The 19022-nt window shown below is 70.5% G+C and carries 12 protein-coding genes; 6 read left to right on the top strand and 6 right to left on the bottom strand.

Annotated elements, in window-relative coordinates:
* Positions 1 to 157 precede the first annotated feature (157 nt).
* Positions 158 to 7081 carry a PxKF domain-containing protein gene (locus AB0316_RS13100; RefSeq protein WP_366273455.1) on the top strand — a complete coding sequence of 2308 codons (6924 nt, stop codon included), beginning with the start codon at positions 158 to 160 and terminating at the stop codon, positions 7079 to 7081.
* 77 nt (positions 7082 to 7158) lie between these two features.
* On the opposite strand, the gene AB0316_RS13095 is transcribed toward AB0316_RS13100, so the two are convergent.
* Positions 7159 to 8400: a HAMP domain-containing sensor histidine kinase gene (locus AB0316_RS13095; RefSeq protein WP_366273454.1), complete on the bottom strand. Its 1242-nt coding sequence runs from the start codon at positions 8398 to 8400 to the stop codon at positions 7159 to 7161.
* Between the two features lie 26 nt (positions 8401 to 8426).
* Complete coding sequence (locus tag AB0316_RS13090) at positions 8427 to 9098, bottom strand: response regulator transcription factor (RefSeq protein ID WP_366273453.1); 672 nt, start codon at positions 9096 to 9098, stop codon at positions 8427 to 8429.
* Positions 9099 to 9159: 61 nt separating this feature from the next.
* Here AB0316_RS13090 and AB0316_RS13085 point away from each other — a divergent pair, with 61 nt between their 5' ends.
* Together AB0316_RS13085 and AB0316_RS13080 are read left to right on the top strand one after the other, a co-directional pair.
* Positions 9160 to 10626, top strand: coding sequence for a ferredoxin reductase family protein (locus AB0316_RS13085; RefSeq protein WP_366273452.1), 1467 nt, complete (start codon positions 9160 to 9162; stop codon positions 10624 to 10626).
* Complete coding sequence (locus AB0316_RS13080) at positions 10623 to 11132, top strand: FMN-binding protein (protein ID WP_366273451.1); 510 nt, start codon at positions 10623 to 10625, stop codon at positions 11130 to 11132. The genes AB0316_RS13085 and AB0316_RS13080 overlap by 4 nt, the downstream gene beginning before the upstream one ends.
* Before the next feature lie 208 nt (positions 11133 to 11340).
* On the opposite strand, the gene AB0316_RS13075 is transcribed toward AB0316_RS13080, so the two are convergent.
* On the bottom strand, positions 11341 to 12444 hold the full coding sequence (locus tag AB0316_RS13075) for an acyltransferase (protein ID WP_366273450.1): 1104 nt from the start codon (positions 12442 to 12444) through the stop codon (positions 11341 to 11343).
* A 196-nt stretch (positions 12445 to 12640) separates the two neighbouring features.
* Between AB0316_RS13075 and AB0316_RS13070 the strand changes: the two genes are divergently transcribed.
* On the top strand, positions 12641 to 13546 hold the full coding sequence (locus tag AB0316_RS13070) for a patatin-like phospholipase family protein (protein ID WP_366273449.1): 906 nt from the start codon (positions 12641 to 12643) through the stop codon (positions 13544 to 13546).
* A 309-nt stretch (positions 13547 to 13855) separates the two neighbouring features.
* Here AB0316_RS13070 and AB0316_RS13065 read toward each other — a convergent pair whose 3' ends face one another.
* The gene (locus AB0316_RS13065; RefSeq protein WP_366273448.1) at positions 13856 to 15028 is read right to left on the bottom strand and encodes an acyl-CoA dehydrogenase family protein; all 1173 of its coding nucleotides are present in this window, start codon (positions 15026 to 15028) and stop codon (positions 13856 to 13858) included.
* A gap of 109 nt (positions 15029 to 15137) precedes the next feature.
* Between AB0316_RS13065 and AB0316_RS13060 the strand changes: the two genes are divergently transcribed.
* Positions 15138 to 15860, top strand: a complete 723-nt coding sequence (locus AB0316_RS13060; RefSeq protein ID WP_366273447.1) for a helix-turn-helix domain-containing protein — start codon at positions 15138 to 15140, stop codon at positions 15858 to 15860.
* Positions 15844 to 16419: a flavin reductase family protein gene (locus tag AB0316_RS13055; protein ID WP_366273446.1), complete on the top strand. Its 576-nt coding sequence runs from the start codon at positions 15844 to 15846 to the stop codon at positions 16417 to 16419. Before AB0316_RS13060 ends, AB0316_RS13055 begins: the two co-directional genes overlap by 17 nt.
* 186 nt (positions 16420 to 16605) lie before the next feature.
* On the opposite strand, the gene AB0316_RS13050 is transcribed toward AB0316_RS13055, so the two are convergent.
* Entirely contained in the window at positions 16606 to 17277 is a 672-nt protein-coding gene (locus tag AB0316_RS13050) for a response regulator (RefSeq protein WP_366273445.1), read from the bottom strand.
* Positions 17274 to 19007, bottom strand: a complete 1734-nt coding sequence (locus tag AB0316_RS13045; RefSeq protein ID WP_366273444.1) for an ATP-binding protein — start codon at positions 19005 to 19007, stop codon at positions 17274 to 17276. Before AB0316_RS13045 ends, AB0316_RS13050 begins: the two co-directional genes overlap by 4 nt.
* Positions 19008 to 19022: the final 15 nt, after the last annotated feature.

The raw sequence follows: 19022 nt of genomic DNA, 5'->3' as shown, positions 1-19022 counted from the left end.
GCATCAAACGGTCAAAACGGACAAAGCAATCCGTTCGACAGGAATGGCGGCGCGACGAATCCTGATTCGCCGGACAACGGCCTGACTGAGCACTTAATTTCATTCACGTCGACTCGCGGGGGCGAGAGTGTCGACCACGTAGGGGGAGGACCCATCCATGCCTGGAAGAAGGCTTCTGGCTGCCTCGGCGGCCACCATCACGATGCTGGCCACCGGGGCCAGCGTTCACGCGTACGCGGCGGGGCCAGTCACGTCGGCCTCATTCACCGGCGGCGCCGGGACCTACACGTCAGGCAGCAGCGTCTTCGCCCGTCAGGGCCAGACGGTCACCCTGACCGCGGCCGGTCCCTCCGGGGCGGCATGCCTGCACCTGTCAGGAAACGTCTTCGCGAAGCCCATCGACGTAAAGGGGCCCACGTACACCCAGGCCTTCACCGTCGGTAGCGGCGACGGCGTGCAGCAGGCGAACGTCGACTACTACTCCGGCTGGAACGACAACCAGAGCAAGTGCATCGGCAACAGCAACGGGATGCCGTCGACCTCGGCTTCCTACACGCTCGACAACACCGCTCCTACGGCTACCGGTCTCCTGAGCCCTGCCCCCAACGCGGCGGGGTGGAACAAGAGCAACGTCAGCATCGCGTGGAGCGGATCTGACCCCGCCGGCACCGACTCCAAGGGCAACCAGATCCCGGGGTCGGGATTTGCGTCCGTGAACCCCATTACCGACACGGTGACCTCAGACGGCACCGTCACCAAGACCACGACGGTCATCGACAACGTCGGCAACACGGGCACCGCTTCCGTGACCGTGAACCTCGACAAGACGGCGCCCACCATCACGGGCTCGCGCACTCCAGTCCCGAACGCCAACGGCTGGAACAACACTCCGGTCACGGTCTCGTTCGCCACCGACGACAAGCTGTCCGGAGTAAACGCCACGAAGACTTCGGCGTCCCCCGTGACTCTCAAGACTGACGGCGCGAACCAGTCGGTCACTGGCAATGTCACCGACAACGCCGACAACACTGCCAGCGCGACAGTGGGCGGCATCAACATCGACCAGGTCGCCCCGACCCTGTCGGGCAAGCCGACGACTGACCCGGTCAACGGCTGGTACAACGGCGACGTCACCGTGGCCTGGACCGCCACCGACGGGCTGTCCGGCACGTCGAACCCGGCCAACAGCACGATCACCGGCGAGGGTCAGGGCCTCACGGCAAGCGCCACTGCCACGGACAAGGCGGGCAACTCCACCAACGCCCAGAGCGCTCCGGTGAAGATCGACCGCACGGCGCCGGTGACCGCGGTGAGTGCACCGCCGGCTTGGAACAAGAGCGACGTCACGCTCACCCTCGTCGCGAGCGACGCCCTCTCCGGCGTCGGCAAGACGTACTACAAGCTCGACGGAGGCACCCAGCAGACCGGCACCAGCATCCCGGTGACGGCCGAGGGCAACCACACCCTCGAGTTCTGGAGCGTCGACAACGCCGGCAACGTCGAGAAGTCGCACACCGTCTCGTTCGGCATCGACAAGACGTCCCCGACGATCGGCCACACCCAGAAGCCTGCCGCCAACAGCGACGGCTGGAACAACACCGACGTCACCGTCACGTTCAGCTGCTTCGACGCTCTCTCGGGCGTGGCAAGCTGCACCGGTCCGCAGACCGTCACGACCGAGGGCAAGGCTCAGGCAGTCACCGGCACCGTGACGGACAAGGCTGGCAACGCCGCCACTGACCCGGCCGCCGTCAGCATCGACAAGACCAAGCCGGTCGTCACGGTCGACGCGCTGCCGAAGCCGAACACCAACGGCTGGTACAACAGCGACGTCACCGCGACGTTCACCGCCTCCGACGCCCTGTCGGGCGTGAAGACCCAGGACAAGGCGCACACCTTCGGTGAGGGCGCGAACCAGACGGCCACCGCCACCGCGATCGACGCGGCGGGCAACAGCGCATCGGTGACCACCCCGTCGGTCAACGTCGACGAGACCGCGCCGACCATCATCGGCACGATCGTCGGCACGCCGAACGCCAACGGCTGGTTCACCGGTGACGTCACGATCCACTGGACCTGCGACGACAACCTCTCCGGGGCCGTGGCTTGCCCGGCCGACTCCGTCGTCACGGGCGAGGGCAGCAGCCTCTCTGCCTCCGCCTCGGTGAGCGACAAGGCCGGCAACACCGCCACCGCCACGGTCGGTGACATCAAGATCGACCGCACCGCCCCCTCGACGACCGCCTCGGGCGTGCCGTCCAGCTGGGTCAACGCACCGGTCACCGTGGGCCTCAAGGCCGTCGACAACCTGTCTGACATCGACAGCACCTACTACGCCGTCGACGGCGCGACGACCCCGACCAAGGGCAACAGCGTCACCCTCGGCACGGAGGGCGTGCACACCGTCAGCTACTGGTCGGTGGACGCGGCGGGAAACAAGGAGGACGGCCAGACCTTCACCGTCAAGGTGGACCTGTCGTCCCCCAGCATCACGCCGAGCCAGTCCCCCGCGCAGAACGCCAACGGCTGGAACAACACCGACGTCGCCGTCAGCTTCGCCTGCGCCGACCAGACGACCCTCTCGGGCCTCAAGGACTGCACCCCGCCGGTGACCGTCTCCACCGAGGGCAAGGCGCAGCAGGTCAAGGGCACGGCGACCGACAACGCCGGCAACAGCACCAACGCGAGCACCACGGTCAACATCGACAAGACCGCTCCGACCATCACCGGCGCCACGGACCGGGCGGCGAACCCCGCCGGCTGGTACAAGGACGACGTCACTGTCTCCTTCGCCGCCAAGGACAGCCTCTCCGGCATCGACACCGTGACCGCTCCCCAGCACCTCACCGAGGGCGCAGACCAGAGCGTCACGGGCACGGCGACCGACAACGCCGGTAACTCCGGCAACACAACGGTCAGCGGGATCAACATCGACAAGACCGCGCCGAACCTGAGCGCCGCTCCCACCACCAGCCCGAACGCGAACGGCTGGTACAACACCGACGTCACCGAGACCTGGTCGGCCGACGACGCCCTGTCGGGCCTCGCGGGTGACAAGCCCGCCGACGCGGTCATCTCGGGGGAGGGCAAGGGACAGACCGTCTCGGCGTCGATCTCGGACAAGGCCGGCAACACCACGTCGTCGACGAGCGAGCCGGTCAACATCGACAAGACCGCCCCGCTCACGACGGCCGACGCGCCCGACGGTTGGGTCAACAACGGCCTGACGCTCAACCTCGAGGCGTCCGACGGACTCTCGGGCGTCGTCTACACCGTCTACACCGTCGACAACGGGTCCGAGCAGGCCGGGAACACGGTGCAGCTCACGACCGAGGGCACCCACACGGTCTCCTACCGCTCCGCCGACAAGGCAGGCAACGTCGAGGCGTGGAAGGTCGCCACGGTCAAGATCGACAAGACCGCTCCGACCATCACCCACTCGCTCTCGCCCAAGGCGAATGCGGCCGGCTGGAACAACGCCGACGTGACGGTCACCTTCACGTGCGCCGACCAGCCCGGTCTGTCCGGGGTCAAGAGCTGCACCGACCCCCAGACCGTCACCCAGGAGGTCACCGGGCAGAAGGTCATCGGCACGGCAACCGACAACGCCGGCAACTCGGCAACGGACCCCGTCACCGTCAACCTCGACAAGACCAAGCCGACGATCACCGGCAGCCGCACGCCGGGCGTAAACGCCAACGGCTGGAACAACACCGACGTCACGGTCCACTTCGACGGCGCCGACTCTTTGTCCGGCATCGCCTCTGTCACGGCTGACAAGACGTTCGGCGAGGGCACCAACCAGTCTCTCGAGGGCACTGCTGTCGATGTGGCCGGCAACTCGGCCAGCACGACGGTCGGTGGCATCAACGTCGACGAGACGGCACCGACACTGAGCGGCAAGCCGACCACCGCGGCCAACGGCAACGGCTGGTACAACGGCGACGTCACCATCGGCTGGACTGCCGGCGACGACCGTTCGGGCGTTGCCTCCACTCCCGCCGACAGCACCATCACGGGCGAGGGCACCGGCCTCACGGCCACGGCCACGGTGGCCGACAAGGCCGACAACACCTTCACCGCCGACAGCGCTGCGGTCAACATCGACCGCACGGCTCCCGTCACCGGCGCCAACGCGCCGACTGGCTGGAACAACAGCGCCGTCACGGTGAGTTTGGCCGCGAAGGACGGGCTCTCGGGCGTCGCCGCCACGTACTACACGGTGGACAGCGGGGACCCGCAGAAGGGCAGCTCGCTGACGATCAACACCGAAGGGGTCCACACCCTGAAGTACTGGAGCGTCGACAAGGCCGGCAACACCGAGACGGCGAAGACCGCGACGGTCAAGATCGACCTGACCAACCCGACGATCGGCCACACGGTCACGCCGGCGCCGAACGCCAAGGGCTGGAACAACACGCCGGTCACGGTCTCGTACAAGTGCACCGACGCCCTCTCGGGAGTGGGCAGCTGCCCGCCCGACGCCCAGGTCTCGACCGACGGCCAGGACCAGGCGGTGCCCGGCACCGCCGTGGACAACGCGGGCAACACCCAGGTCGACAACGCCACGGTCAGCATCGACACGGCCAAGCCGACCATCTCCGGCAAGGCCGACCGCGACCCGAACGGCAACAACTGGTACGCCGGGAACGTCACCGTCGGCTTCACCTGCGGGGACGCGCTTTCGGGAGTCGCCAGCTGCTCCTCCCCCGTGACCCTGGGTGAGGGCAAGGCCCAGTCGGCGAAGGGCACCGCCACGGACGCGGCCGGCAACAGCCAGGACGCCACGGTGGGCCCGATCAACGTCGACGAGACGGCTCCGACCCTGAGCGGGGCGCCGACCACCGACCCCAACCCGGCCGGCTGGTACAACGGCGACGTCACCATCCATTGGACCGCGGGTGACAACCTGTCGGGCATCGACGGGGCCGCCCCGGCTGACAGCACGATCACCGGTGAGGGCAAAGCCCTGACAGCCGGCGCCTCGGTCACCGACCTGGCCGGCAACGGGTCCTCGGCCACGAGCGCCCCGGTCAAGATCGACCGGACCCCTCCCAGCACCGCGGTCTCCGACGTCTCCGACTGGAGCAACAGTGCGGTCACGGTGACGCTCACGCCCACCGACAACCTGTCCGGTGTCGCGGTTACGCACTACCAGCTGGACAACGACCCGGTCGCCGACGGCACCTCCGTCACGATCGACTCCGACGGCGTCCACCACCTCCAGGTGTGGAGCGTCGACAAGGCCGGCAACACCGAGGCCCAGAAGAACATCGAGGTGAAGATCGACAAGACGGCCCCCGGCATCAGCCACTCGCAGTCGCCGAAGGCCAATGACGCCGGCTGGAACAACAGCGACGTGACCGTCACCTTCACCTGCACCGACAGCGGCTCCGGCATCGCCAGCTGCACCGCTCCCGTCACCAAGGGCGAGGGCGGCGCACAGAAGGTCCAGGGCACCGCGACCGACAAGGCCGGCAACACGGCGACGGACGAGACCACGGTCAACGTGGACGAGACCAAGCCGACCGTGACCGGCGGCCTGTCGGCCACGGCCAACCCCAACGGCTGGTTCAACTCCGACGTCACCGCGACGTTCACCTGCGCCGACCAGAAGGGGCTCTCGGGGCTCATCTCCTGCCCTGCGTCCACGACGTTGCACGAGGGGAAGGGCCAGAGCGCCGGCGGCACCGCCACCGACGCGGCGGGCAACGTGAGTGACCTGTTCACCATCGGTGGCATCAACGTCGACGAGACCGCCCCCACGCTGAGCGGTGCTGCCACCACGGCGCCGAACGGCAACGGCTGGTACAACGGCGACGTCACTGTGAAGTGGACGGCGGCCGACGCCCTCTCGGGCATCGACGGCACCACCCCCGCCAACAGCACCATCACCGGTGAGGGCGACAACCTCTCGGCGGGTGCGTCGGTCAGCGACAAGGCCGGCAACACCACGGGTGCCACCGTCAAGGGCATCAAGATCGACCGCACGGCGCCGCGCACCAGCGCCACCGCCCCCAGCGGCTGGCAGAGCTCGGACGTCACCGTGAACCTGGCAGCGACCGACGGCCTGTCGGGCGTCGAGGCCACCTTCTACACGGTCGACGGCGGGGCCGCGCAGTCCGGCTCGTCGGTCACCGTCTCCAGCGAGGGCACCCACCAGGTGGCCTACTGGAGCGTCGACAAGGCTGGCAACGCAGAGACGGCCCACACCCTGGCGGTCCTCGTCGACAAGTCGAAGCCGACCATCACCGGTGCTGCGACGACGAAGCCGAACGCCGCGGGTTGGTACAACAGCGCAGTCACCGTCCACTTCACGTGTGACGACGCGGTCAGCGGCATCGCTACCTGCCAGCCCGACGCCACGGCGTCGGCCGAGGGCGCCAACAGCGTCACCGGCACCGCCGTCGACAACGCCGGCAACACCGCGACGGCCACCGTCGGTGGGATCAACGTCGACACCGTCGCGCCCGTCGTCACCATCGGCGGCATCGCGGACGGCAAGACGTACACGCTCGGTGCGGTCCCGGCCGCCTCGGCCTCGGCCAAGGACGCCACCAGCGGCCTGGCCGCCCCGGCGACCGGTAAGCTGACTGGCGGCACGGCCAACGGCGTGGGCACGTTCACCTACACCGCGACCGCGACCGACAAGGCCGGAAACGTGGGCACCGCCACGGTCACCTACAAGGTGATCTACGGCTACGGCAACGGCACCGGCAACGGCCCGCTGTTCCTTCAGCCGGTCAACGACACCGCGCACCAGACGGGCGTGTCGACCAGCGTGTTCAACGCCGGCCAGACGATCCCGATGAAGTTCCAGGTCAAGAACGCCGCGGGTCAGGTCGTCCAGACCAACGCCGCCCCGCAGTGGTTGACCCCGGTCAAGGGCAGCAGCACGGCAGCGGCGGTCAACGAGGCGGCCTACACCGCAACGGGGAGCACCGGCGGGACCTACACCTGGGACGGCACGCAGTACCAGTACAACTGGAAGACCGACAAGGCGCAGGCCGGCAGCTACTGGCGAGTGGGAGTCACGCTCGACGACGGCCAGACGTACTACGTCAACATCGGCCTCCGGTGATCTAGGAAGCACGAACCGGTAGGACCCGGACGGGCGCACCACCACCAGGTGGTGCGCCCGTTCGCCGTCCCGGCACGTCAGTTCGACGACGCGGCAGCCGGGATGACCAGGGTGAAGGTCGCCCCTCCCCCGGGGGTCTCGCTCACCTCGAGCCGCCCGCCGTGCGAGCGCACGATCTGGGTCACCAGGGCCAGCCCCAGCCCGACGCGCCGTCCGCCCGTCGCGCCGTCTCCCCGGGAGAACCGGCGGGTGAGCCGCTCGAGGTCCTCGACGTCGACGCCGGGCCCGTGGTCGACGACGTCGACCCGCACCAGGCCGTCCTCGTCCCACACCCGGACCTCCACGCGAGAGCCCTTCTCCGAGTGGGCGATCGCGTTGTCGACGAGCGCCAGCACCGACCGCCGCAGACTAGGCGCCACACCGTCGACGACGCACCCGGCGGCCGAGCCCGCACCCGAGGCCTCCGGCTCGTCGACGAGGGTGACCCCGCGTTCGGCGGCATACGGCGTCAGGGAGGTCACGACCTCGGACGCCAGCCGGGCGACAACCACGCGTTCGGCGACCTTGTCAACGTGCTCGAGCTGGGCCGAGAGCAGCAGGTCGGACACGACGTCGGCCATCGTCTGGGTGTCGTGGACGAGCTGGTCGACCTCCGCGAGCCGGCGGGCGGCGGCCGGGTCACCGTCGTGGGACCGCACGTCCGCCGCGACGTGCCGGCGCAACAGCTGCGCGCGGGTGCTGATGACGGCCAGCGGCGTGCGCAGCTCGTGCGAGGCGTCGGCGACGAACTGGCGCTGCAGCTCCATCGCCTCACCGAGCGGCTTGACCGCCCGGCGCCCCGCGAGCAGCCCGGTCAGCGCCGCCAGCAGCACGCCGAGGCCACCGGCCACGGCCGTCGAGACGAGCAGCCGCTGCTCCTCGCCGGAGTGCAGCCGGATGTCGTAGACCGCGACGTACGCGCCGTCCGCACGCCGATCCACCCATGCGGGCCAGGAGCGCCCGTCCGCCTCATAGCTCGTCGCCCCCGACACGTCCGACGGCGTCGCGACAACGGCCGCCGCCAAGCCCGCAGGCATCGACCGCGTCACCTCGTGCGCCCCGGCCGCCAGCTTCGCCAGCCACGTGCCCGGTGGGGCGTCGATGACGTCGTCGGCGGTGCGGGCGGTCGTCTCGGTGCGTCCCCGCACCTCCGCCAGCTGCTGTCGGTCGAAGAGGATCGCCGCCCCGATGATCGCCACGAGCACGACGAGCGCCGTCGTCGCCCCCACCCGGATCGCAACCGAGCGCGACGCCTGGCGCAGCGGATCACGCTCCGCCACAGCCGATCTCGACCGAGACACGCCCATCAGGACGCCCCGAGCCGGTAGCCGACCCCGTGGACCGTCTCGACGACGGACTTCCCGAGCTTGCGCCTCAGGTAGTAGACGTACGTGTCGACGGCGCCCAGCGTATCGGCGTGGTCGAAGGCCGCCGCGAGCAGCTCGTCCCGCGAGAAGACCCGGGTCGGGCGCCGCGCCAGCGTCTCGAGCAGCCGCGCCTCACGCCCCGACAGCATCACCTCGTCACCGTCCCCGACGACCCGCTGCTCGCCGACGAGCAGCCGGCGTGCACCGACCGCCAGCTCGTTGGACGCCCCACCGACCGGCCGCAGCAGCGCCCGCAGCCGCGCGAGCACCTCCTCGACGTCGAACGGCTTGACCACGTAGTCCTGCGCCCCCGCGTCCAGCCCCTCGACCCGGTCGGCGACCGTCCCGCGCGCGGTGAGGAAGAGCACCGGCGCCGACAGCCCTCGCGAGCGCAGCCGGGTCACGAGGTCCACGCCCTCGATGCCCGGCAGCCCCCGGTCCACGACGAGCACGTCCCAGTCGTCGACCAGGCCACGGTGCAAGCCCGCCTGTCCGTCGCGAACGGCCGTGACGGCATACCCCTCCTCGTCGAGCAGCTCGGCGAGCATCTGCGACAGGTCCGGGTCGTCCTCGACGAGGAGCAGGCGAGGGCGGAACATCGGCACACTCATGCGGACAAACTCCTCGACCCGTCTCATAACTTTCTGAGATCGCCTCACGACGATCGTCTACGTGAGCACCACCATCGCACCACACCGCGGGACCCCGAGCCGGGTCCGTCGAGCCCTGCGTGCCGGCGCGGACTTCCGCCGCTGGCAGGCCCGCACGGGCGACCTCCTCGAGACGCTGGCCCTCGCGAGCCTGCTCGCCGTCGTGGCCCAGTTCTTCCTCGCCGGCGGCAGCCACGACCTCGTCGCCGGCACGAAGAGCACCATGCTCATCGGCGTCGGGCGCCTCACCGGGCTCGTCGCCATGGACCTGCTGCTCATCCAGCTGCTGCTCGCCGCCCGGGTGCCGTGGGTCGACCGCGTCTACGGGATGGACCGCGCACTCAAGGCGCACCGCGTCCTCGGGCGCATCACGGTCCCGCTCGTGCTCGTCCACGTGGGCGCGATCATCCTCGGGTATGCCGTCCGCGACGCTTTGCACGGGCCGTTCGGTCCCGTCGTGGAGACCTTCCGCCTGCTGGCCGGCGGCAGCGACCTGCTCTTCGCGTTCGGCGCCACAGCCCTGCTCGTCGTCGTCGCCGTGACGTCCGTCAGCATCGCCCGCCGGAAGATGTCCTACGAGTGGTGGCACGTCGTGCACCTGACCTCGTATGCCGCCGTCGTCCTCGCCGTGCCGCACGAGCTGTCGATGGGCTCGGACTTCACCGCCTCCGCCTGGGTGCGCAACTACTGGTGGACCCTCTTCATCATCGTGGCCGCCAGCGTCGTGTGGTGGCGCCTGCTCGTGCCCGTCGCCCGCAGCCTGCGCCATGGCCTGCGCGTCAGCGAGGTCGTCGAGGAGAGCCAGGGCGTGTGGTCGGTCCGGATGACCGGGCGGGGCCTCGATCAGCTCCCCGTGCGGGCCGGGCAGTACCTCAACTGGCGCTTCCTCAGCCCGCGCCTCTTCGCCAGCGCCCACCCGTGGTCCCTTTCCAGCGCCCCCGACGGCCGCAGCCTGCGGATCACGGTGCGCGACCTCGGCGACCACTCCAACCGGCTCGCGTCGCTGCGCCCCGGCACGCGGGTGCTCTTCGAGGGCCCCTACGGCGCGTTCACCGCCCGCAACCGCGTCCGCCGCCGGGTGCTGCTCCTCGCCGCCGGCATCGGCGTGACGCCCGTCCGGTCGATCCTCGAGGAGCTCGTCCGCCACGGCCACGCCGGACCCGGCGACGTCACCGTCGTCTACCGCGCGAACACGGCGATGGAGCTGCCCCTGAGGCAGGAGCTCGAGCACCTCGCCGCCGTCGGCGGCCACCGGCTGCTCCTGCTCGTCGGGCCGCCCGTCGAGGGGTCGTGGCTGCCGGCCGCGGCCTCGCGGCGCAACGGCGAACCGGCATCCGACGCGCGCCGGCTGGCCGGGCTCGTGCCCGACCTCGCCCGCCACGAGGCGTACGTCTGCGGCCCGGGCCGCTGGATGGACCTCGTGCACCACTCCCTGCGGGAGGGCGGCATACCCAAGCAGCACATCCACGACGAGAGGTTCTCCTGGTGAGGAAGGCAACCGGTGTCGTCGTCGGCCTCGCCGGCCTGGTCACGGTCGGCGCATCCTGGGCCAGCGGCCTCGCCCCGAAGCACGAGAGCGTCGCCGGCGCCCACATCGTCGGCGCCAAGGGCGCCGGACCGGTGGTGGCCGCGCCGCAGCCGACAGGCGGGTCGAAGGCCGGCTCGAAGGGCAAGGCATCCTCCGGCAAGACCTCGGCGGCCTCGGCCCCGCCACGGTCGGGGACCGTCGACGGCGGCGTCGTCGACACGCAGTACGGCTCGGTGCAGGTGCAGGTCACCTTCAAGGGCAAGAAGATCACCAACGTCCACGCCCTGAAGCTGACCGACAGCTCGGGCACCTCGGTGTCGATCAGCGCCGGCGCTGCGCCGATCCTGCGGCAGGAGGCGCTCGCCCAGCAGTCCGCGCAGATCGACGTCGTCAGCGGCGCGACGTACACCAGCGAGGCCTACCAGCAGAGCCTCCAGTCGGCGATAGACGCCGCCCACCTGGGCTGACCAGCCCTCCCCAGTCGCGGCCCGTCGATCTCCCCCTGTGGTCGGCGGGCCGCCCCTTTCCCTCCCCAAGTCGAGTGGGCACTTTGCGACGCCCCTCACGTCGAGTGGGCACTTTCCGACACCCCTCACGTCGATTGGGCACTTTGCGACACCCCTCACGTCGAGTGGGCACTTTGCGACGCCTTCGGCCCGACAGGCGCCGGCCGCTTCAGGCCGTCAGCACGTCGGCGGAACTCGGGGTTGCGCGGGACCGGTCGAACCGGGCCTTCAGACCCAGGGCGGGTCGTTCGACGAACCGCAGCGTCAGCATGCTGATCACGACAGCGACCGTTCCGCCGGCCAGCCTGGCTCCCGCGTTGTGTCCCAGCAGAGAGGTGCTCACGAGGATGCATGGCGAGTTGAAGAGGTAGAGCGCGTAGCTTCGGTCCCCCAACCAGCGCAGCGGTGCCCACTCCAGCACCCGTCGCACGGCTCGCGCCTCCGCCTGTCGGGCAGCCCAGATGATGCCGACGGTTGCCAGGGCCAGGACGGGGATGCCGAGGAGATACGTCAAGGTGGACAGGTAGGTCGATGGGTGCAGGGCGGCGCCGAGGAGAACCGCTGCCGCCAAAGTTCCGATCAGGGTCGCGCCCGGGCGACCTCCGCGCAATGGCCGCATCTGTCCCTCGAGGAGCGCCAACGCTCCTCCTGCCAGCAGGCACTCGAACCAGACAGTGGGCATCGCGTAGAAGAACCACCCGAGCGATCGGCCGATCACGACCGTCGCCAGGCGCATCAGCATCGCGGCCGAGATGAGCATGACCAACGCACGCCTGCGTTGGAGTTGGGAGCGCCGCAGCAGCAGCCCCATGACGAGCGGCCACACCAGGTAGAAGTGCTCCTCGACCGCCAGGCTCCAAAGATGCGCTAGCTGTGGGCTGAAGCTCTGGGTCAGGGCGAGGCTGAAGTCCGTAACGTAGGCGAGGCCTTGCCAGGCGCCAGTCACGGTGTCGCCGAGGTCCACGCCGCTGCCCGGGAGACGTGTCAGCGCGAAGACGAACGCGATGACGAGCAGGAGGACCGGCAGGAGCCTCAGCGCTCGGTGAACATAGAAGCGCTTCAGGTCGAGACGGCCCGTCGAGTTCACGCCGCGGACGATGACGGAGGTGATCAGGTATCCCGACAGCACGAAGAACACCAGCACGCCCACGAGACCGGCGCCAGTGAAGCCGACGACATGCCCGAGCAGGACGAGAAGGATGGCTACGCCTCGAATGCCGTCGAGAGCGGCGACTCGTACCCCCCGGTCCACCTGATGAAGGTAAGCGACCATCAGTGCATCTGGGGGTCAAACGGTCGATTCCGCGATCGCCTCGGCTTGTAGGATCTTCACGATCGTGACCCATCCCCGGGAGGTGAGACCCATGTGCGCAGCATCGTCAGTGGGCGCTCCCCGCCGTCCACAATCAAGCGGCTGAGGTAGCCGCCACCGGGAGCGCCGAGAAGCCACCTCGCGAAGGACGTCTCCCGTGAACGCCTCACCTTCTTCCACCTCACCCACCCGCGCCCTGGTCCTCGCCGGCGGCGGAGCAGCCGGCAACGCCTGGCAGCTCGGACTCGTCGCCGGGCTCGCCGAATCCGGCGTCGACGTCATCCGGGCCGACCTCATCGCCGGGACGTCGGCGGGCTCCACGGTCGCCGCGCAGATCACGAGCGGGACAGGCCCCGCCGAGCTGTATGCCGCCGTCCTCGCAGAGGTGCCCCGTGCGCGCTCGGGTGGGGCGCAGCCCGACCGCGGCCGCCCGCCAACCCTCTCCGGACCGAGCTACCTCGAGTGGTCGCAGGCGATCATCGACTCCGCCACGGATCCGGCCGACATGCGCCGCCGGCTGGGCGCGGCTGCCCTCGAACGAGACCGGTCCGATGGTGCGGACTCCGCCCACTGGCGTGAGGTCGTCGCAGCACGCCTGCCCCGGCACGACTGGCCGGATCAGCGCGTCCTCGTCCCGGCCGTCGACGCGCACACCGGTGAACCCGTCGTCTTCGACCGCGACAGCGGGGTCGACCTCGTCGATGCCGTCGCCGCGAGCACCTCGGCGATGACCCCCTACCGCATTGGAGAGAACCGGTACCTCAACGGCGGCTACCGCCGCAGCGAGAACGCCGACCTCGCGGCCGGACACGACCGCGTCCTCGTGCTGTCCCCCTTCGGCGGCCGATCGCGTATGCCGTCCGGCTGGGGCATGGACCTCGCCACCCAGGTCGCGGAGCTGCGCGCCGCCGGCAGCAGCGTGCGGGCGGTCTTCCCCGACGCCGAGGCGGGCGAGGGGTTCGACGCGAACGCGCTCGACCCCGCCACGCGCCCACCGGCCGCCCGCGGCGGCTACGCCCAGGGCCGTGCCCTCGCGGAGGAGCTCAGCGACTTCTGGACCTGACGCGACGCAAAGTGCCCACTCGACGTGGTGGTGTGAGCGCCGCGCCCTCCACGCCCCGCCCCTCGCTGCCCGCCCCCGGCTCCCCCGAAAGTCGAGTGGGCACTTTGCTGCATTTGTCCACAGGCTGAAGCGCCGAGTCGTGGCGTGGGGGGTGTGGACAACTGACGGAAAGTGCCCACTCGACTGGGGTTGGGCGCGGCGCGGCACGCGGCCCCCGCCCCGTCCCGCCCCGGCCCGTCTCGTCTCGTCTCGTCTCGGAAGTCGGGTGGGCACTGTGCGACGTCGAGTGGGCATCTACCCCTCGTGTCGTCAGGCGAGGACGCCGGGCAGTCCCAGGGCGTGCTTGCCGGTCTCGACCAGGGTCGTCTCGGGGTCGAGCGGGTGGAACTTCGCCGCCCGGATGTCGCGGTAGCACCGCTCGACCACCGACCCCTTGTAGTACGCCGACCCACCGACCACCTCCATCGCCAGGTCGCAGACCTCGATCCCCGCGCCGGCCACCTCGCGCTTGGCCGCCATCACCGCGAAGTACGCGTCGGCACCGGGTTTGGGGTCGTCCCCGACGGCCACCAGCGCCCCGTCGAGCGCCCACGACGCGACCGCGAGCCGGTGGCGCATCAAGCCGAGCTGCCGCTGGACGACGGCACTCTCCCGCTTGGTCGGCGACGCCTGCACGGAAGCCAGCGCGGCGGCATACGCTGCCTCGGCGACGCCGAGATAGGCACCCGAGACTATCGGGAAGGCGATGCACGAGATCACCTGCAGCGGCCCGTCCACGACCCCGTACGGCCGCTTGGCCAGCACCTTGTCGTCGGGGACGAAGACGTCGTCGAAGACGAGGTCGTCGCTGGCCGTGCCCCGCATCCCGAGACTGTCCCACGTGGACACGACCGTGACGCCGGGAGCGGCGAGCGGCACGGCGACGTTCAGCACGCGCTCGCCCTCCTGCGGGTCGTCGTAGCGGAACATCGTCGAGGCGACCGTGCCCACGGCCGACTGGCTCACGAAGCGCTTGCGCCCCGACACGCGGAAGCCGCCGTCCACCCGGCGGGCCGTCCCGGACGGGTGGGAGTAGTCGCCGCCGCCGGTGGACACGAGCACGATCCCGTCGTCCGCGACGCGCCGGAGCGTGGCCTCCGCGCCCGGCAGACCGCGCCGGTGACGCCACGCGGTGAAGGCCGTGACGTGCTGGTGCATCGAGCTGGCGAGCGCCGTCGAGCCGCAGTGGTGGGCGAGCGTGCGCTGCAGCGCGGTGAGCTCGGCGATGGTGGCGCCGTCGCCCCCGAGCTCGGCGGGGACGGCTGCCTTGAGCAGGCCGGCGCGGCCGAGTGCCTCGAAGGACTCGGTGACGAACGTGCCGTCCGCGTCGTGTCGGGCAGCGTTCGCCTCGAGGACGGGTGCCACCTCGGCAGCGCGGGTGAGGAGGGAGGCCGACGTATGCGTGGAGCCGGCCGACTGGTCGAGTGCAGTGAGTGTCGTCATGCGTCCCAGACTCCGGTCGCGCGGGTGGCCGCCTCCAGTGCTCGATCGCTACCGAAACGGTCCAGATTGTGTACTCCCGGAGTCACGGTCGTTGTCCGACACTGGGCTCATGGCTGAGTACGGCGACTACTGCCCGGTCAACATGGCGACCGAGGTCGTCGCCGACCGGTGGACGCCCCTGATCATCCGCGAGCTGCTCCTCGGGAGCACCCGCTTCAACGAGATCGCGCGGGCCCTCCCCGGCATCTCGCGGACCCTGCTCGTGCAGCGGCTGCGCCATCTCGAGCGTCGCGGCGTGGTCGAGACGTGGCCGTCGCCGAACGGGCGAGGGCGCGAGTACCGCCTGACCGATGCCGGCCGCGACCTCGAGTCGGTCATCGACGCGATGAGCCGCTGGGCCATCGAGTGGCTCTTCGAGGACCTCAAGCCGGACACGGTGCCACCGACGACGCTGATGTGGTGGATGCACCAGCGGGTCGAGCCGCGCAGGTTCCCGCCGCACCGGACCGTCGTCGAGTTCCGCTTCCGCGACGCCGGCGAGACGATCTGGCTGATGCTCGACCGCGGCACCGCCTCGGTCTGCGTGCAGCACCCCGGCTTCGAGCCGGACGTCGTCGCGAGCGCAACCACCGCGACGTTCTCCGAGGTGTTCTCGGGCGTGCGCAGCTGGCGCCAGTCGGTGCTGGCCGGCGACATCGAGGTGCACGGGATGCCGCAGCTCACGCGGTCACTGCCCACCTGGTTCCTCTGGAGTCCGTGGGCCAAGGTGAGCAAGGAGCGCGCCCAGCGGGCACTCGCGGCGGAGGGAGCGGCCCGTGGCACGCTCGGCTGACCCCCGCCCCGAACGGCCCCCGCTGGAGCGCGACTTCAGGGAGGCGATGCGGCACGTCGCGGCCCCGGTCTCGGTCGTGACGGCATGCGTCGACGGGACGCCCCACGGCACGACCGTGTCGGCGTTCGACTCACTCTCGATGGACCCGCCCCTGATGACCGTGGCCCTGCAGCGATCCAGCCGGCTGCTCGCCCTGGTCGCGCCCGGCACACGCCTGGGCGTCAACGTGTTGAGCTCGACGCAGGCCTCCTTGGCGATGCGCTTCGCCCGCGCGGCTGCCGACCGCTTCGCCGGGCTCGACTGGACGCTTCTGGGAGGCGCCCCGCGGCTGCCGCGGGTCCATGCGTGGATCGGCCTCGAGGTGCGCTCGCTGGTCCCCGCCGGCGACCACGTCGTCGTGATCGGCGCAGTGGTCGCGGCGGAAGCGGGCACGGGCCGGCCGCTCACCTACCACGACCGCCTCTTCGGCACCCACCTCCCGCACCCGGTCGAGCCCATCGAGGCCGTCGAGCAGACGGCACCTGCCGTGGACGACGAGCCCGAGACCCAAGCCAGCTGACGAGCACGCCCCCTCCTCCCTGCCAAGTCGAGTGGGCACTTTGCTGCATCTGTCCACAGCCTGACGCGCCGACTCGTGGCATCGGGGTGTGGACAACTGACGGAAAGTGCCCACTCGACGTGGTTTGTGGGTGGGTGCCTCCGCTCCTGAAAGTCGAGTGGGCAGTTTGCTTCATCTGTCCACAGGTCAGACGCGGCGGTAGCGGCGCTCCGGGCGGCCGGTCGCGCCGTAGCGCAGCGTGACGTCCGCTCGCCCAGACGCGGCGAAGTGCTCGAGGTAGCGGCGGGCGCTCACCCGCGAGATCCCCACGGCCTCAGCGCATTCCGTCGCCGACAACGTGTCCGTCGCGTCGCGCAGCGCCGCCTGCACGGCCTCCGCCGTCTCGGCGCTCAGCCCCTTCGGCAGCAGCGCGACCCCGCCGCGCCCGACCGGCTGCCCCCCGAAGGCGGCGTCGATCTGCTCCTGCGTGAGGTCGTCGCCGAGGTCGCGAGCCCGCTCGGCGGCATACGCCCTCAGTCGCTGCTCGAGGTCGGCGAAGGTGAACGGCTTGAGGAGATAGCCGACGACGCCCTGGCGCACCGCACCGCGCACCGCGTCGGCCTCCTTGGCGGCGGTGATGACGAGCACGTCGCACGTCTCGCCGGCAGCCCGCAGCCGGGTCACGACGTCGAGCCCGAACGCGTCCGGCAGGTAGAGGTCGAGCAGCACGAGGTCCGGCTGCAGCGAGCCGACCAGGGCCAGCGCCTCCTCACCCGTCTGCGCCGAGCCGACGACCTCGAAGCCCTCGATCCGCTCGACGAAGCCCCGGTGGATGCGGGCCACCATGAAGTCGTCGTCGACGACGAGAACGCTGGTCATCGCTTCTCCTCCATCAGCACCGGTGCGGCCTCGACGGTGAGGCGTGCGACGAACTTCGCACCGGTGGGCGTGTTCTCGACGTCCACCTCGCCGCCCCGACGTTGGCAGATCAGGCGCGTCAGGGCCAAGCCGATGCCGCGCTCGCCGGCGCGGGCCGCCTTGGTGGTGTAGCCGTGGGTGAAGACCTCGGTGACGACCTCCGGCGCGATCCCGGGCCCGGAGTCGACGACGCTGATCTCGAGCGAGCTGGCGTCCTGCCGGATCGACAGCTCGACCCACTTGTCCGCGCCCTCCGACGACGCGGCCGCGTCGATCGCGTTGTCGACGAGGTTGCCGACCACCGCGGCCACGTCCGCCGAGTCGCGGGCGCCCATGCGGCCTAGCGACGTGTCGTCAGACACCCGCAGCTCGACCCGGCGCTCGGTCGCCTGCGCCGCCTTGGCCATCACCAGGGCCGTGACCGCCGTGTCGCGGATGCGCCGGGTGACCGTGAGGTCGAGCTGGGCGCGGTGCTCGCTGACCGAGTCGACGTAGCCGACCACCTCGTCGTACTCCTCGAGCTGGATCAGCCCGCTGATCGTGTGCAGCTGGTTGGCGAACTCGTGCGCCTGCGCCCGCAACAGCTCCGTCGTGCTGCGGAACGAGCCGATCTCGCGCTCGAGGTCGGCCAGCTCGGTGCGGTCGCGCAGGGTCGTCACCGAGCCGAGCGCCCGGCCGTCCTTGCTGACCTCCATGCGGTTCATGACGAGCACCCGCCCTCGCCGCACCACCACCTGGTCGCGCGGCACCGCGACCGACCCGTCAGCGCCCGTCGCCTCGCCCTCATCGGCCACCCCGCGCAGCACGTCCCGCAACCGGTCACCCATCGGCAGGTCGTCCAGGCGCATCCCGACCGCGTGCTCGGGAAGGTCGAGCAGACGCTGGGCGACGTTGTTCACCAACGTGATCCGCTCGTTGGTGTCGAGTGCGACCACCCCCTCGGCCAGGCCGAAGAGCATGGCCTCGCGGCTCTCCGCGAGCCCGGTGATCTCCGCCGGCTCGAGCCCGAGCGTCTGCCGCTTGATGCGCCGCGCCAGCAGCCACGAGCCGACCCCGCCCAGGAGCAGCGCGATGCCGAGGTAGGTCGGCAGGTACGAGGAGTTGCCGAGCAGGCGGTCCCAGGCGGACGGCATACGCACGGCGATCATGACGGTCCCGAGCTGGGTGCCCACGGGCAGCTGCGGCTCGTCGGCCCTCGGGTCGGGCACCGAGAGCAGCGGGCTCTGCGCGACGATCATCCGTTCGCCGCCGAGCTCCATGACGCCCGTCCAGCTCGCCCCGTCGGACACCGCGGGTGACCCGACCGGCATCGGAGCCCGCTCGAGCGTCGGGTCGGACGACACGCGTACCACCTCGTCGGCGTCGGCGACGCTCATCGAGGTGATGTTGTACTGCGTCACGATCGTCTGGACGAGGCTCGGCAGCACGTTGGGCACCCCGCCGGGCGACATCTCGGTGCGCACGATCGGGGTGGCCGCCAGCTGCTCGGCGATCGCCGACACCCGACGGCCCTCGGTACGCGTGAAGGTGGCCTCCGACTGGGACAGCGAGACGAGCGCGACCGCCACGAGGACGCCGAGGAGAATCAGCAGCTGCACGGCGAACAGCTGCCCCGTGAGGGTCAGCCCGCCGAACCACCGGCCGAACCACCGGCGCCTGCTCTGCTTGACCACAACGAACTCAACCTTCATTGGTGACACAACGGC

The sequence above is a fragment of the Terrabacter sp. NPDC080008 genome (assembly GCF_040702505.1).
Lineage (GTDB): Bacteria > Actinomycetota > Actinomycetes > Actinomycetales > Dermatophilaceae > Terrabacter.
The sequence above is the reverse complement of the archived record's forward strand: the minus strand, read 5'-3'. Positions and strand labels throughout refer to the sequence as shown.

Bases quoted from the DNA above. Each gene is read 5' to 3' on its own strand.
- AB0316_RS13100 (WP_366273455.1), top strand. From the start codon at position 158: ATGCCTGGAAGAAGGCTTCTGGCTGCCTCGGCGGCCACCATCACGATG.
- AB0316_RS13090 (WP_366273453.1), bottom strand. From the start codon at position 9,098: ATGAGTGTGCCGATGTTCCGCCCTCGCCTGCTCCTCGTCGAGGACGAC.
- AB0316_RS13075 (WP_366273450.1), bottom strand. From the start codon at position 12,444: ATGGTCGCTTACCTTCATCAGGTGGACCGGGGGGTACGAGTCGCCGCT.
- AB0316_RS13065 (WP_366273448.1), bottom strand. From the start codon at position 15,028: ATGACGACACTCACTGCACTCGACCAGTCGGCCGGCTCCACGCATACG.
- AB0316_RS13060 (WP_366273447.1), top strand. From the start codon at position 15,138: ATGGCTGAGTACGGCGACTACTGCCCGGTCAACATGGCGACCGAGGTC.
- AB0316_RS13050 (WP_366273445.1), bottom strand. From the start codon at position 17,277: ATGACCAGCGTTCTCGTCGTCGACGACGACTTCATGGTGGCCCGCATC.
- AB0316_RS13045 (WP_366273444.1), bottom strand. From the start codon at position 19,007: ATGAAGGTTGAGTTCGTTGTGGTCAAGCAGAGCAGGCGCCGGTGGTTC.